Source organism: Aureisphaera sp., assembly GCF_059726885.1.
Window position 1 is genome coordinate 3,003,478 of the sequence record NZ_AP041051.1, and the last position, 14,681, is coordinate 3,018,158.

15 protein-coding genes are annotated in these 14,681 nt (G+C 38.2%); 13 read left to right on the forward strand and 2 right to left on the reverse strand.

What is annotated here, in order from left to right; translation table 11 throughout:
- Positions 1–13: 13 nt before the first annotated feature.
- Positions 14–334 (reverse strand): YegP family protein, encoded by a 321-nt coding sequence (locus tag AC6JAD_RS13365; protein WP_461303707.1) that lies wholly within the window; start codon positions 332–334, stop codon positions 14–16.
- Positions 335–601: 267 nt separating this feature from the next.
- On the opposite strand from AC6JAD_RS13365, the gene AC6JAD_RS13370 reads away from it, so the two are divergent.
- A complete protein-coding gene (locus tag AC6JAD_RS13370; RefSeq protein WP_461303708.1) occupies positions 602–2,281 on the forward strand; it encodes an OmpA family protein in 1,680 nt (559 codons plus the stop codon).
- A gap of 111 nt (positions 2,282–2,392) precedes the next feature.
- Positions 2,393–2,863 carry a thioredoxin family protein gene (locus AC6JAD_RS13375; protein WP_461303709.1) on the forward strand — a complete coding sequence of 157 codons (471 nt, stop codon included), beginning with the start codon at positions 2,393–2,395 and terminating at the stop codon, positions 2,861–2,863.
- Here AC6JAD_RS13375 and AC6JAD_RS13380 read toward each other — a convergent pair whose 3' ends face one another.
- On the reverse strand, positions 2,864–3,187 hold the full coding sequence (locus tag AC6JAD_RS13380) for a YbaB/EbfC family nucleoid-associated protein (protein WP_461303710.1): 324 nt from the start codon (positions 3,185–3,187) through the stop codon (positions 2,864–2,866). It abuts the gene before it with no gap.
- Positions 3,188–3,252: 65 nt separating this feature from the next.
- Here AC6JAD_RS13380 and AC6JAD_RS13385 point away from each other — a divergent pair, with 65 nt between their 5' ends.
- The 11 genes from AC6JAD_RS13385 (at position 3,253) to AC6JAD_RS13435 (ending at position 14,670) form a co-directional block, all read left to right on the forward strand.
- Complete coding sequence (locus AC6JAD_RS13385; RefSeq protein WP_461303711.1) at positions 3,253–5,388, forward strand: S9 family peptidase; 2,136 nt, start codon at positions 3,253–3,255, stop codon at positions 5,386–5,388.
- Between the two features lie 74 nt (positions 5,389–5,462).
- Entirely contained in the window at positions 5,463–6,500 is a 1,038-nt protein-coding gene (gene capA, locus AC6JAD_RS13390) for a cysteate synthase (protein ID WP_461303712.1), read from the forward strand.
- 154 nt (positions 6,501–6,654) lie between these two features.
- A complete protein-coding gene (gene capB, locus AC6JAD_RS13395; protein WP_461303713.1) occupies positions 6,655–7,914 on the forward strand; it encodes a cysteate-C-fatty acyltransferase in 1,260 nt (419 codons plus the stop codon).
- A gap of 277 nt (positions 7,915–8,191) precedes the next feature.
- Entirely contained in the window at positions 8,192–8,785 is a 594-nt protein-coding gene (locus AC6JAD_RS13400; RefSeq protein ID WP_461303714.1) for a hypothetical protein, read from the forward strand.
- Positions 8,786–8,925: 140 nt separating this feature from the next.
- Entirely contained in the window at positions 8,926–10,089 is a 1,164-nt protein-coding gene (locus tag AC6JAD_RS13405; protein WP_461303715.1) for a Type 1 glutamine amidotransferase-like domain-containing protein, read from the forward strand.
- Between the two features lie 151 nt (positions 10,090–10,240).
- Positions 10,241–10,945 carry a hypothetical protein gene (locus AC6JAD_RS13410; protein WP_497865578.1) on the forward strand — a complete coding sequence of 235 codons (705 nt, stop codon included), beginning with the start codon at positions 10,241–10,243 and terminating at the stop codon, positions 10,943–10,945.
- A gap of 202 nt (positions 10,946–11,147) precedes the next feature.
- Positions 11,148–11,681: a DUF5946 family protein gene (locus tag AC6JAD_RS13415; protein ID WP_461589765.1), complete on the forward strand. Its 534-nt coding sequence runs from the start codon at positions 11,148–11,150 to the stop codon at positions 11,679–11,681.
- Between the two features lie 162 nt (positions 11,682–11,843).
- The gene (locus AC6JAD_RS13420; RefSeq protein ID WP_461589766.1) at positions 11,844–12,497 is read left to right on the forward strand and encodes a DUF6000 family protein; all 654 of its coding nucleotides are present in this window, start codon (positions 11,844–11,846) and stop codon (positions 12,495–12,497) included.
- Positions 12,498–12,568: 71 nt separating this feature from the next.
- On the forward strand, positions 12,569–12,772 hold the full coding sequence (locus tag AC6JAD_RS13425; RefSeq protein WP_461589767.1) for a hypothetical protein: 204 nt from the start codon (positions 12,569–12,571) through the stop codon (positions 12,770–12,772).
- A 161-nt stretch (positions 12,773–12,933) separates the two neighbouring features.
- Positions 12,934–13,638, forward strand: a complete 705-nt coding sequence (locus tag AC6JAD_RS13430; protein ID WP_497865580.1) for a hypothetical protein — start codon at positions 12,934–12,936, stop codon at positions 13,636–13,638.
- A gap of 159 nt (positions 13,639–13,797) precedes the next feature.
- The gene (locus tag AC6JAD_RS13435; RefSeq protein WP_461302858.1) at positions 13,798–14,670 is read left to right on the forward strand and encodes a formylglycine-generating enzyme family protein; all 873 of its coding nucleotides are present in this window, start codon (positions 13,798–13,800) and stop codon (positions 14,668–14,670) included.
- Positions 14,671–14,681 lie beyond the last annotated feature (11 nt).

Below are 14,681 nucleotides of genomic sequence, written 5' to 3' on the forward strand. Positions count from 1 at the left end.
CGGTAAGAACTAATTATTCTACTTCTTTTACATCTGCACCTGGAGCATTGTTTCTTACGGAATCGATACCATTCTCCATTCCAGATTCCCCAGCATACATTTGACTACTACCAATAATCTGCCCGTTAGTTGATTTAAGGTTGAAATGGAATTTTCCATTCTTGGCAGTCTTGCGCTCCCAACAGTTATCGTCGGAGCAATTGGTCTTAACGGATTCGATTCCGTTCATGGCTCCCGCTTTAGAGGCATACATTTGGCTGGACAAAATCACTTGGCCATTACCAGCCTTTAATACGAAGTGAAATTTATCACCGCTTTTCTTTAGTTCGAACATATTTATTGATTTAGTAGTTAAACTTTGTTATGATCCCTAAATATCCGAAAAAAACCAATTCCATACAATAAATGAAACTTCTTTTTTAGGCCAAAAAGGGTCGTATTCTTTACTTGGGGCAAAGCTACTGCTCCGTTTTTACATTTCAACTAAAAAGGAAAACATCTGATCGAAAATCGGCTGCATTTAAGCGAAAAGCAATCTTAATTTGCTATATTTAAGAGGCTTACTGCATAATTTTAACGCGTTAAATAAAACATCAACAACATGAAAAAATCTATTCTATTTGTCCTTGTGTGCTTTGCATTTACTTTTGCCAAAGCGCAAGACCTTCCCACGAACCCTGAGCCGGGTAAGTGTTATGTGCGCTGTGTCACCCCAGATGTATGGGTGAATGAGAACGTTACCGTAGAGGTATCGCCCGCGTACAAGAAACTATCGGTAGTTCCTGCCGTGTACAAAAAGGAAACCATGACCGTAGAGTCTAAAGTACCATCTGAAAATCTACGTGTGGTTCCTGCTAAGTATGGAACAGAATCCTTTAGTGTAGAAACCAAAGAAGCTTCCGAGCGCTTGGTTCGGGTTCCTTCCCAAAAATCCAATGACACTGAGACCGTAGTAGTGAGCGAAGCTAGCTATAGCCTTAAAGTGGTTCCTGCGGTGTATGAAAACAGAACTTTCGAGGTTGTGGTTCAACCTGCCTACCAGAAAGTAGAAGTGGTTCCTGCCGTATACGAAACTAGAGATGTGGTTATTACCGTAAAAGAGCCTTCACAAAAATTAGAAGTGATTCCTGCCGAATACGGAACAGAGAAAATCACGTATGTGAAAAGAGAATATGGATCAAGTATTTCTACTATTCCTGCAAGCTTTTCTTCAGACTTTGAGACTATCGAGGTAAAGCCAAAGACAGCTCGTTGGGAAATGAGCGAAACTCCAGCTGCCGAATGTGCCTCTAGCGATCCTAACGATTGTAGATACTGGTGTTACAAAGGGATTCCTGCAGAATTCACTACCGTAAACGTACAGCGTTTAGCGAACGATGCTTCTTTCGTAAAGACGTCAGATTGTGACAAGAATGGTGGAGCCGGAAATTGTGGACAGAGTTCTTATACCAAAACCATCTTGGTAAAGCCTGCTACAACCCGTGTAATCGATATTCCTGGTGAGACTAAGACCATCAAGAAAACGGTAATGGTAACGCCTCCTACTACAAGAGTAATTGATATTCCTGCAGTAACTAAAACAATGACTCGCAAGGTAATGGTGACCCCACCATCTACGCAACGAATTGAAATTCCTGCAGTAACCAAAACAGTTAAGAAAACTATTTACTCTGATGAGGCTACACGTAAGGAAACGATTCCTTCCGAATCGAAGACCTTCACTAAAACGGTTATGAATACACCTCCAACTACAGTAGCTGTGCCAGTTAGCCCAGAGAGCAAGACCCTTACAGTAACTAAGCTTGTAAGCGATGCTAGGGTAGAAGAGGTAACGGTTCCTGCAAAGTATGAGACGGTAACTAAGGAAGTACTTCAGTCTAAAGGTGGGCTAACCACCTGGAAAGAAGTAGAGTGTGCGTTGGTAGAGTACCAAGCCCTTCCTATTAACTGGAACTTAGGTAGTGCCACCCTTACAGCACAGGCTAAAAGCTTAATCGATACTCGTTTAATGCCGGTATTGGCTCAGAACCCAGGTGTGAAATTGGAGATTGCTTCGCATACCGATTCAAGAGGAAGTAAAGCGTCTAACCAAGACCTTTCTGAAAGAAGAGCGCAAGCAGTAGTACGTTACCTTCAGTCTAAAGGGGTTAACAACAGTTTGTTAGTGGCTAACGGATTCGGGGAAAACCGTCTTAAGAACAGATGTGCGGACGGAGTGTCATGTACTGAAAGAGAACATGCTACCAACCGTAGAACAGAATTCCGATTGATTAACAATTAGGAATAAAGCATTAACCATCAACTAATTAAAGAATTCCCAATAAATTTGGGAATTCTTTTTTTTTTGGCATCTTTGGCACAAATAATGGTAGTCTTTTAAAAACCATTCTTCATGAAACAACTTTTGGTATTTTTCTTTTTGGTAGGAATTTGTACTACCGGTATTTCACAGGAATCTTCAGAACTAAACTGGCTTTACAATTTAGATGAGGCCAAGGAAATTTCGAAAGCAGAAAAGAAACCCATCCTCATCTACTTTACTGGGAGCGATTGGTGTACACCCTGCAAAGCATTAAAAACAGACTTTTTTGCCACAGAGGCCTTTGCGGAGAGAAGTAATAATATGGTTTTGGTCATGATAGATTATCCACGTAGGATGGATATTATTACCGAGGAACAACGTGCTTATAACAAAACCATTATGGCCAAGTACAATAAGAACGGTTCCTTTCCATTAATGGTAATGACCAACAGCAAAGGAAAGGCATTAGGGGAGCTTTCAGGATATAGTTCCTTCAGTACCTACAAGGATACCAGTCACCATTTCGACTTTTTGGACCAGCATTTGGTGGGGTACAACTAATTATTTGAAAAGATCCATTCCGGGAATATTGGGCATTCCCTCCTTGGCAACGGCCCCAATTTCGGTTTCGTGCACCTTTGAAGCATTTTCTATAGCCTTGTTCAAAGTGAGAATAAGGTAATCCTCCAACTGCTCTTTGTCCTCTAAAAGGCTATTATCAATTTCTATGGCTTTTATGCCCCTATTGGCTGTTATTGTTACCTTCAGCAATCCGTCCGAACTACTTTCATCGAGCAAAACCGTATTCAATCGTTGCTTTGTAGCTTCTACTTTTTCCTGGGTTTCTTTCAGTTTACCCATCATTCCCATAAGGTCTCCAAACATAGTACGAGTTTTAAGTTTAGTGCAAATTTACTACTTTGGTCCTTTATTAACATCATTTCCCTACAATGAAAAAATTGCTACTTGTTTCGGTTCTATCCCTTATTTTTGCAGCCGCTTGTAAACAAAAAGAAACTACCGAAACTTCTATGGACATCACACCACCGAAAGCCGATAAAATTGCTAAAAACCTTGAAAAGCACGATGACGTAAGAGTCGACAATTACTATTGGCTTAATGACAAGGAAAACGAAGAGGTGATAGATTATCTGGAGCGTGAGAACGACTACTATGATAAGATGAGTGCGCACACGAAGGACTTTCAGAAGGATCTTTTTGAAGAAATGAAAAGCCGCATCAAGGAAGACGACCAGTCCGTTCCTTATTTCTACAACGGGTACTACTACATTACACGTTATGAAACGGGCAAGGATTACCCCATTTACTCACGTAAGAAAGGCTCGTTGGATGCCGATGAAGAAATCCTTTTCAACGTGAACGATATGGCCGCAGATTACTCCTATTACAACTTACGGGGGCTGAATATAAGCCCGGATAATAAGTGGGTCGCCTTTGGGGTAGATACCCTGAGTAGGAGAAAGTATACCATTTATATTAAGAACTTGGAGACCGGGGAGATTCAGGATGAATCCATCCCTTTAACCACGGGAAGCTCAACTTGGGCCAACGACAATAAAACCCTCTTTTACACCCGTAAGGATGAGGTTACACTGCGTGCGCACCGTATTTTTAAGCACACCAAAGGAACTTCCAGTGAAAACGATACCATGATATATGAGGAGAAGGATGAGACCTTCGGAACCTATATTTACAAAACAAAAAGCCGAAAATACCTGGTTATTGGCTGCTATAGTACCCTTACCTCAGAATTCAGGATTTTGAACGCCGATACGCCCGATGAAGAATTTCAGGTGTTTCAACCGCGTACCAGGGGCTTAGAATACAGTATTTTCCATTTTGAAGACCATTTCTATGTGGTGACCAATAAGGATGAGGCCAAGAACTTCAAACTCATGAAAACCCCTGAAAATAAAACGGAAAAGGAGCATTGGGAAGAAGTAATAGGGCATCGAGACGATGTTTTGTTAGAGGATGTGGATATTTTCAAGGATTACTTGGTGGTAAGCGAACGAAGCAATGGCTTGAACGAAATCCGAATCAAACGCTGGGATGGTGCGGCAGACTATTATTTACCCTTCGATAATGAAACCTATACGGCTTATGCCATTCAGAATATAGAATTCGATACCGATATCCTACGGTATAGTTACAATTCCCTCACCACGCCTGCCTCTGTGATCGATTTTAACATGGACACCAAGGAAAAAGAGGTGAAAAAGGAAACCCAGGTCCTTGGGGGTAAGTTCGATAAGGAGAATTACGAATCGAAAAGGGTGTGGGCCACTGCAGCGGACGGTACCAAAATTCCGGTGTCATTGGTCTACAAAAAGGGAATGAAACAAGACGGTAACAATCCGTTATGGCAATACGCCTATGGTTCTTATGGATCTACGATAGACCCTTATTTCTCATCCGTACGATTAAGTTTGTTGGATCGAGGCTTTATCTATGCCATCGCGCATGTTAGGGGAGGCCAGTATTTAGGAAGGCAATGGTACGAAGATGGGAAGTTGTTGAAGAAGAAAAACACCTTTACCGACTTTGTAGACGTATCTAAGTATTTAATTGAAGAAAAATATACCTCTCCAGAGCATTTATACGCTTCGGGAGGCTCTGCCGGAGGGCTTCTTATGGGAGCTGTGGTAAATATGGCACCAGAATTGTATAATGGGGTTGTGGCAGCCGTTCCTTTTGTAGATGTGGTTACGACCATGCTGGACGATGACATTCCGTTAACCACGGGAGAATACGACGAGTGGGGAAATCCGAATGAAAAGGAATATTATGAGTACATGAAATCCTATTCCCCTTATGATAACGTGGAGGCCAAGGAATATCCTAATATGTTGGTAACTACGGGACTTCACGACTCGCAGGTGCAGTATTGGGAACCTGCCAAATGGGTAGCCAAGCTACGTGAAATGAAGAAAGGCGATCAGATTTTATTGTTACATACCAATATGGATGCAGGACATGGGGGAGCTTCCGGACGTTTTGAAGCGTTGAAGGAAGTAGCCAAGGATTATGCGTTCATTCTCGATATGGAGGGCATAGGGAAGTAATTAAAAAATTTGCTGTAACTTTGTCCCGATTTAAATGATAGGTAATACCTTGATTTTTAATTAAAATACCTTTTATGAAGAACATACAAGCCCAAGAAAGTGTGCTGGACCTAATAGGCAATACTCCGCTCATTAAGCTTAACCGCATCACTTCTGGAATGGCTGGACACTTTTACGCAAAAGTGGAAGCATTTAATCCTGGGCATTCAGCGAAGGACAGAATCGCGCTTTACATTCTGGAGCAGGCCGAAAAGAAAGGTTTGTTACAACCCGGAGATACCATTATAGAAACCACCAGTGGAAATACAGGATTCAGTATTGCCATGGTGAGTATTTTAAAAGGGTACAAATGTATATTGGCGGTGAGTTCTAAGTCTTCACCCGATAAGATCGACATGCTAAAGACCATGGGAGCAGAGGTACACGTTTGTCCTGCCCATGTAGCTGCGGACGATCCAAGATCGTATTACGAGGTAGCCAAGCGCTTGCATGAAGAAACCCCTGGTTCTATCTATATCAATCAGTATTTCAACCAATTGAATATTGACGCACATTACCATAGTACCGGTCCTGAAATCTGGGAACAGACACAGGGACAGATTACGCATTTGGTAGCCTGTAGTGGAACAGGAGGGACCATTTCCGGAACGGCAAGGTTCCTAAAGGAACAAAACCCGAACATTAAGGTGTTGGGGATAGATGCCTACGGAAGTGTGATTCAGAAATACCATGAAACCCGCGAATTGGACAAGGAAGAGATTTATCCGTACCGAATTGAAGGTTTGGGTAAAAACCTGATTCCAGCTGCAACCGATTTCGAGATCATAGATTCGTTTACCAAGGTAACCGATGAGGACAGTGCCCATACGGCCCGCGAATTGGCGAAAACCGAAGGCTTATTCCTGGGATATACCAGTGGAGCGGCCATGCAGGGCATCAAGCAATTGGATGAGGAAGGAACCTTCTCCAAGGACAGTGTGGTGGTGGTTATTTTCCCTGACCATGGTTCGCGTTATATGAGCAAGGTGTACAATGACGAGTGGATGCAGCAACAAGGTTTTATGGATGCCGAAGAAGAATTGCAAAAGCAATCCATACAATACGTTAAATAGAAGAATACAACCCTATATAGGACCGTCAACTTTCGTTGGCGGTTTTTTTATGCCTGTTGTATAGGTAATGTTGATTTCTTTCTCCCCCAAGAATATTGCCATGCTACATAAAATAACTATTTTTGCGACTTGGATTTGAATTAACTGAATATTGATGAGAGACTTATTCGATAAGATTTACAAAGACAAAGGACCGTTGGGTAAATGGGCAGAACAGGCAGAGGGGTACTTCGTATTCCCAAAACTGGAAGGTCCCATTGGCAACAGAATGATGTTTCAAGGAAAGGAAGTAATCACTTGGAGTGTAAATGATTATCTAGGGTTGGCCAACCATCCCGAAGTGAGAAAGGCCGATGCCGAGGCAGCTGCCAAATACGGATCTGCCTATCCTATGGGTGCCCGTATGATGAGCGGACATACCGATCTTCACGAACGACTGCAAAACGAATTGGCGGCCTTTGTACATAAAGAAGCAGCTTATTTGCTGAATTTTGGCTACCAGGGAATGGTATCTACCATAGATGCCTTGGTGTCTAAGGACGATGTAATTGTATACGACGTAGATGCCCATGCTTGTATTATAGACGGTGTACGCCTCCATTTGGGGCAGCGCTTCACCTACAAGCACAACGATATGGAAAGTATCGAGAAGAACCTAAAACGTGCCGAAAAAGTAGCTGAAAAGACCGGTGGGGGTATCTTGTTGATCTCCGAAGGTGTTTTTGGAATGCGCGGGGAGCAAGGAAAGTTAAAAGAAATTGTGGCCCTTAAGAAAAAATACAACTTCCGTTTGTTCGTAGACGATGCCCATGGTTTTGGTACCTTGGGTAAGACAGGAGCAGGGGCAGGAGAGGAGCAAGGCGTACAGGACGATATAGACGTGTACTTTGCCACTTTTGCCAAGTCTATGGCCAGTACCGGTGCTTTTATTGCCGGCGATGAGGAAATCATGAATTACCTAAAGTACAACCTACGTTCGCAGATGTTTGCCAAGTCGCTACAGATGCAGTTGGTAGAAGGTGCTTTAAAGCGTTTGGACATGATGCGTAGCAGTACCGAGTTTAAGGACAAGCTATGGGATAACGTAAATGCCTTACAGGGTGGATTACGTGAGCGTGGTTTCGATTTGGGGACGACCCAGAGCTGTGTTACGCCCGTATACCTAAAGGGAAGTATTCCTGAGGCGATGGCCTTGGTAAAGGACTTACGCGAAAACTACGGGGTATTTACCTCTATTGTGGTGTATCCGGTAATTCCTAAGGGACTCATCCTATTGCGTATGATCCCAACGGCTTCCCACACTATGGAAGACATACAAACTACACTCGAAGCCTTCTCTGGTATCCGTGAGCGATTGGAGAACGGCACCTACAAGCGCCTTTCTGCCCATGTGGCGGCGGCTATGGGAGAGTAGAGCGTAACGATATATAAATTGTAGAAAACCACCTTGAAAGGGGTGGTTTTTTGTTTTGGTATGACTCGTACGCACAGGATTTTCTTATATTTGAGTTCTCCCCGGATTTTTGTTTCAATAAATACATACCCATATATCCTTTACATCGATATAGGACCATTACTCTTATTTACAATGTATCACATACTATTTAAGTGTTAAAACATAATAAATAACCGAAACTACAAATAACGACAAGTTGGCAGTAAGCTTAAGACAATTTAGATTTTAAAACATTATGTCTTCAAATTATAAAATAGAGGAATATAAATTCGCAAAGGAAAAAATTAGAAAAAACGAGGAACGCAGATATCAAATGATTATTTTATGCATAACCGCTTTTGGTGTTGTTTTTGGTTTTTCGGATAAAATTCCTGATTTCATTATACCAATAGCCCTTCTAGTTATTCTTGTTATTACTTTATCTGGATATAGGAGTCAATCAAATCGGCAAGTATTCACTACTGCTTATATCATATGTTTTTTTGAAAAAGAAATTTTAGAGTTGAATTATGAATCAACACTCAGAAATTTTGATAAGCTTACCCTTGACAGGTATTCGAATAAATTCGTTTCGTTTATAAAAAACTATCTCTCAATGATTTTTAATCCTTTCGCAATATTATTTTTAGCAACGTTTTTTAGCTTCATTTTTTACGGCAACAATTATTATGTTGAAAATGAAAACAACATTGATTTATGGGAATTAATAGTCTTTTTGATATTTAATATTATTGGATACTCATATGTTGTATATAACATATTTATAATGAGGAAAAAAGGAGTTAGTTACTATTTAAACAAACTAAAGCCAACTGCCAACAACGTATAAAAATAATGCTTAAGTTTAATCCTAAATCAAAAGGTTAGTGCGTATTTGGTCACTCTGATTTTCCTGCGGAAAATCCTCGGACTCAAAACCGCACTATTCTTATACAAACCGTTATGCATCATTATTCAACTTAAAAAACTGTGAAAAAGAACTCTACTTTATTAATCTGTTTTGCTCTTACAATGGCGATTTTGCCAGTGAACATTTTGTTTGGTCAAAATTCGATGGACCAGAAAGCAAATGAAACTATTGGTCCGGCAAAGGGCACATTAATTATAACTGGTGATGGAATTTATGGGGTTTTTCAAGATAAATTCCTGGAGCTCATCGGTGGAGCAGATTCACCAATAATTGTTATTCCGACAGCTACTTCTTCAGAAGTTCTCTCTGATGACTTTTTAGAAGAATACAAACAAAGATTCATTAAATCTGGATTTACCAATGTAACGGTGTTACACACTAGAGACCCAGAAGAAGCCAATTCAAATGAATTTATTGAACCCATCAAAAATGCTGTGGGTGTGATATTCAGTGGAGGAAGACAATGGAGGCATGCAGACTCTTATTTAAATACAAAGACACATGATGAATTTTTTAAACTCTTAGATCGCGGTGGCGTAATCGCAGGGGGATCTGCGGGTGCTACTATTCAAGGTTCGTATTTGGCTAGGGGAGATTCACACGGAAATACAAAAATGATGGGAGACCATGAGGAAGGATTAGGTTTTATAAAAAATATTGCGATTGACCAGCACCTTCTGAAAAGAAACAGGCAGTTTGATATGTTTGAAATTCTGGATAACAGGCCTAAATTATTAGGGATAGGGATAGATGAAGGTACTGGAATAATTGTACAAGGCAATACATTTAAAGTTATCGGAGAGAGTTATGTTGCCATATATGATGGAACCCGATGGTCAAAAGAAAGAGATACCATTTATAAATTACCAAAAGGCAGTAGAGAGTTTTACATTTTAAAATCAGGTGATGAATATAATTTAAAAACAAGATCAGTAATCAATTTTGAGAACAAAGAATTTCTAAGCTTAAGCGAGAGTGAGTTAAAGAAATATTGTGGCGATTACAAACTTATAGGAGCAAACACAACAGCTACAATGTTTGTTAAAAATGGCACTTTATTTTTTGTGGCAAATAACCAAACCTTCACCCTATTTCCTGAATCTGAAACTCGATTCTATGTGGAAGGAACGACTATTAATTTTGATTTCATACTTGATTCCAATGGTAAGATATCAAAAGTGACAGTTCCTAGTCATAATGAAACTTGGAAAAGACTAAATTAAAAAATGTATAACATTTTGTATAAGTAATGGCAGGGAAAATGCTAAATATCAAGGTATGTAGCCCGCTCAAACTGCATAGTGATTTGACAGGAAACTACCACGAAATCTGCCACTACTCATACAATTTACCGTTATATGCAAGCCATAAACCATGGATAAAATTAAAACTGATTTAAACGTTGGTGAAAAAATATTTGATAATGTTCCCGAATCTGTTCGACCAAATTGGGGCGGGTTAATATTATCAAGATTTGATGGAGCGATTCGTAATATTCCTGTTGAGATTTCAGAGTTATATCAAATAATTCAAGATAAAAATAATTGGAAAAAAGCCCACAATCAATTCACAAGAATTAGAGAATTAACTTTAAAAAATAAAAACCCTCAAATTGAAATTTATTTTCTTTTAGCGGAGAATGTTGCGAAAATAACATATAATTCCTCTGGAGAGCCGGCTCCATTTGATTATGATTGCGGATTTTATATTCCAAAGCTAGCCCTGAAATTAGCTAGTAGTCTTGACGAAGAACATTTATACGAAGAGGTTAGAGCGACAATTCTAATCTTTAATCAAACTAGAATTTCTAAGAACAACAAGAAAGCGGCAATAGATTTAATAAAACTCAAGAAAATTGATGATATTTTATGGACCCATTGGGATCCTATAGGAGTCAATGATTATGGACCACGGGATGAATATCGATCATATATTTATGGAATACAAAAACTGCTGGAAAATTGTTCTGATCGCAATAAGATTGCTCAACAATTGCTGAACATCGAACGGACATCCATGTCTATGACAGGAGATTTTGAAAGGTGCTTAAAAGTAGCTGATAAAATATTAGAGTTATAGAAGGCCAGCATATAACAACGCATATAACACATTGCCAAAATTTGGCTAACTTTAAACTCTCCCTTACTTTTAAATCAAAAGAGCGCAAACCGCTAACGCGGGTGCCTCCACCAAAGGTCCCGAGGACCTTTGATTTTAATAATAAAATTTTGTTTCGGCAACGTGCCATACACAATACCATTAGCAACAAGCGAAAAAGACAATGCAAGATTATATTGATTTAGCTGAAAAGAATGGAGTTGCACTTTTAGATCGTGGACAATGTCAATTTTGTGGAGCAAATACGAAAAGAGGGATTCACGAATGCTTAGAGATTTTTAATCTTGGATTTCAAGAAATTGACTTTTCAAATATTGAAAATCACATATATAGATTTCTGATTGTTGATGCACACACATTACAACACCCAGAAATTCACGGTAGGTGGAATAATCATTTTCACCTGTCAAGACTTCATTTGATTTTTGAATACGGTATTAAATGGACTTATGAACTTTCACCAAAACTGAGTGATTATCTTAATAAATATAAGGTTCATAAACAGAATGAATTTCTAACCCCACCTGAAATACTAAAAAGAGGAACTATTACAACAACCGATATTAAGGAGAAATCAACCAACGAAAAAGATTGTAAAGAATTGATAAGAAAATGGGCGTTGGAAGTTTATGAAAAATGGAGTGCCCACCATAGTCTCGTAGATGATATTGCGAAAGGATTTTTAAATCGAAAATAAAGAAAGCCAGTTGCTAACAATGTATATAAGAAATAGTCGAATAATAATAAATACAAGGCTTATGGCTTGTATAAAAGTTTGTGATTAACCGAGAGTATTGTGCTTCGAAATCGCCTGCTATTCATATACTAACCGTTGTACGCAATTTGCCCAAACTGAAAAATGGACGACAAAACAAAAAAACAAATCGAATTACATTCTGCTGGAGCGACTGTCAGACATAAAAGTTCATTTGAGGAATTGGAGCATTACTCAAACAAAAAAAAGCTCGAACCTGATTTTATAAAAAAATGGTGTGTTCCTTTCTATATGTTTCAAATAAACAACACGGCGAAATTTATAGAAAAGCTTGAGCCAATAAAAGCCGAATTGAATACAGGTATAGTTAAGAATCTGCTTGGCGATTTTAATTGGAGGACACGAATTGTCGGAGCATATTTCTCAACAATAATGGAATTAAAGGAAGTTGAGGACATAATTGGAATTCATCTTTTAAAAAGTCAAGTTTGCTATGCTGGAACTGGGTATTGTTTGACTTTAGCTTCTTTCAACACTAAAAATGGAATCGAGTATTTAAAAAAATATCTTGATTACTATTTGACTCAAAAACACTTACATTTTGACCAAAGAGATGCTATGTCTGCTCTTAAATGGACTGACCAACTCAACGGAACCAATGAAATGGAAAAATATTTAGAATTATACAAAGATTGGGTTTCTGACAAATATGCTCAAGATTTGGAATTTTCATTTAAGGGATTTGAAAGTCAAATGGAAAGTTTAAATAAAATAAAAACTGCGTACAACAATGTATAACCGCAATTACGGCGGATTCGACTACGTCTGAATCCACTCGGGAATTGCGAGCGTCAGTGCTTAATCAAAAAATGAACTTTTTTAAAAAATTTGGTTTAAATAAAACAAGAACAAAAATTCAAAAACCTGTTTCACGACCTCAAAATTGGAATAAAACAATTGCAGATTTAATGCAAGAAATGAAAGATGGAAAAAGGCAAGAAGTTGGAGATCAGATTGAGATTAAACAGCAAAAGAACAAGTTGACAATTACTTTGATTGAGAAAAAGAAATAAAAACAACTACGCCCAACAATGTGTATAATCAATTGCTGGCTGATTTTCCCTTTGGAAAAATCATCGGACAACTTCAATGGGTTGTGATTTATTTGCTAACTTTCCGCTAAACACAACCGCAACTAACCATACACAATACCGTTATATGCAAGCCATAAACCATGGATAAAATTAAAACTGATTTAAACGTTGGTGAAAAAATATTTGATAATGTTCCCGAATCTGTTCGACCAAATTGGGGCGGGTTAATATTATCAAGATTTGATGGAGAGATTCGTAATATTCCTGTTGAGATTTCAGAGTTATATCAAATAATTCAAGATAAAAATAATTGGAAAAAAGCCCACAATCAATTCACAAGAATTAGAGAATTAACTTTAAAAAATAAAAACCCTCAAATTGAAATTTATTTTCTTTTAGCGGAGAATGTTGCGAAAATAACATATAATTCCTCTGGAGAGCCGGCTCCATTTGATTATGATTGCGGATTTTATATTCCAATGCTAGCCCTGAAATTAGCTAGTAGTCTTGACGATGAACATTTATACGAAGAGGTTAGAGCGACAATTCTAATCTTTAATCAAACTAGAATTTCTAAGAACAACAAGAAAGCGGCAATAGATTTAATAAAACTCAAGAAAATTGATGATATTTTATGGACCCATTGGGATCCTATAGGAGTCAATGATTATGGACCACGGGATGAATATCGATCATATATTTATGGAATACAAAAACTGCTGGAAAATTGTTCTGATCGCAATAAGATTGCTCAACAATTGCTGAACATCGAACGGACATCCATGTCTATGACAGGAGATTTTGAAAGGTGCTTAAAAGTAGCTGATAAAATATTAGAGTTATAGAAGGCCAGCAGCTAACAACGTATATAACACATTGCCAAAATTTGGCTAACTTTAAACTCTCTCCTACTAATAAACCTCAGTTACGACTGAATAATATAAAACTATTAATACGGCAACTTGCCATACACAATACCGTTGTAAGTAATTATATTTCATGTCATGAAAATATTCATTGTGTTATTTATTCTATCTTTTCTTTTTTCATGCGAAAGAGACACCAATCCATTTCCAGACTCAAATAATATGATGATTTTTATAACAGGAGGAGAGTTTTATATGGGAGACGAATTCGATTCTTCAAACTTGACAGCTCAACCAGTACATAAAGTTCTTGTTAATAGTTTTCGAATAAGTCGGCATGAAATATCTGTGAAAGATTTTGAACTTTTTGTAGATGCAACAGACTATGTAACTGAAGCTGAAAAAGAAAATTGGGCCTATAGTTATTTATATGTTAACGATTCAATCCGAAGATGGGAGAAGAAAAATATCAACTGGAAAAACCCTGGCTTTAAACAAAGTGATAATCATCCAGTAACTTGTGTAAGTTGGAATGATGCAAAAGAATATTGTAAATGGTTATCGAAAAAAACTAATACAGAATATAGACTTCCATTTGAAGACGAATGGGAGTATATATCAAGAAATAAAGGGAAATCTATAAAATATCCTTGGGGAAATAATATACCTACCGGTATAAATTCAAATTTCGCTGACAAAAACACACCTTATCCTTGGGCTAATAATCTAGTTGATGATAGGTATGCATTCACAGCACCAAATGGAAGTTATTCTCCAAATGAATATGGAGTTTATGATTTAGCGGGTAATGTATGGGAATGGTGTGAAAACACCGCCGAGACATACGAAAATAGACCAATCGAGAATTACGAAAATGCAAAATCTATGAGAGGAGGCTCTTTTCACAATAAAGAAAATGCATTGAAAACTGCATGGCGGAATTATGATTACCCTAATAGTCGATATTTTAATTTGGGATTTAGAATAGCAAGTAGCCAAATTAAAAATTAACGCCTTACAAC

Coding starts and splice junctions, on each gene's coding strand:
- AC6JAD_RS13365 (WP_461303707.1), bottom strand. CDS start 334: ATGTTCGAACTAAAGAAAAGCGGTGATAAATTTCACTTCGTATTAAAG.
- AC6JAD_RS13370 (WP_461303708.1), top strand. CDS start 602: ATGAAAAAATCTATTCTATTTGTCCTTGTGTGCTTTGCATTTACTTTT.
- AC6JAD_RS13375 (WP_461303709.1), top strand. CDS start 2,393: ATGAAACAACTTTTGGTATTTTTCTTTTTGGTAGGAATTTGTACTACC.
- AC6JAD_RS13380 (WP_461303710.1), bottom strand. CDS start 3,187: ATGTTTGGAGACCTTATGGGAATGATGGGTAAACTGAAAGAAACCCAG.
- AC6JAD_RS13385 (WP_461303711.1), top strand. CDS start 3,253: ATGAAAAAATTGCTACTTGTTTCGGTTCTATCCCTTATTTTTGCAGCC.
- capA (WP_461303712.1), top strand. CDS start 5,463: ATGAAGAACATACAAGCCCAAGAAAGTGTGCTGGACCTAATAGGCAAT.
- capB (WP_461303713.1), top strand. CDS start 6,655: ATGAGAGACTTATTCGATAAGATTTACAAAGACAAAGGACCGTTGGGT.
- AC6JAD_RS13400 (WP_461303714.1), top strand. CDS start 8,192: ATGTCTTCAAATTATAAAATAGAGGAATATAAATTCGCAAAGGAAAAA.
- AC6JAD_RS13410 (WP_497865578.1), top strand. CDS start 10,241: ATGGATAAAATTAAAACTGATTTAAACGTTGGTGAAAAAATATTTGAT.
- AC6JAD_RS13415 (WP_461589765.1), top strand. CDS start 11,148: ATGCAAGATTATATTGATTTAGCTGAAAAGAATGGAGTTGCACTTTTA.
- AC6JAD_RS13420 (WP_461589766.1), top strand. CDS start 11,844: ATGGACGACAAAACAAAAAAACAAATCGAATTACATTCTGCTGGAGCG.
- AC6JAD_RS13425 (WP_461589767.1), top strand. CDS start 12,569: ATGAACTTTTTTAAAAAATTTGGTTTAAATAAAACAAGAACAAAAATT.
- AC6JAD_RS13430 (WP_497865580.1), top strand. CDS start 12,934: ATGGATAAAATTAAAACTGATTTAAACGTTGGTGAAAAAATATTTGAT.
- AC6JAD_RS13435 (WP_461302858.1), top strand. CDS start 13,798: ATGAAAATATTCATTGTGTTATTTATTCTATCTTTTCTTTTTTCATGC.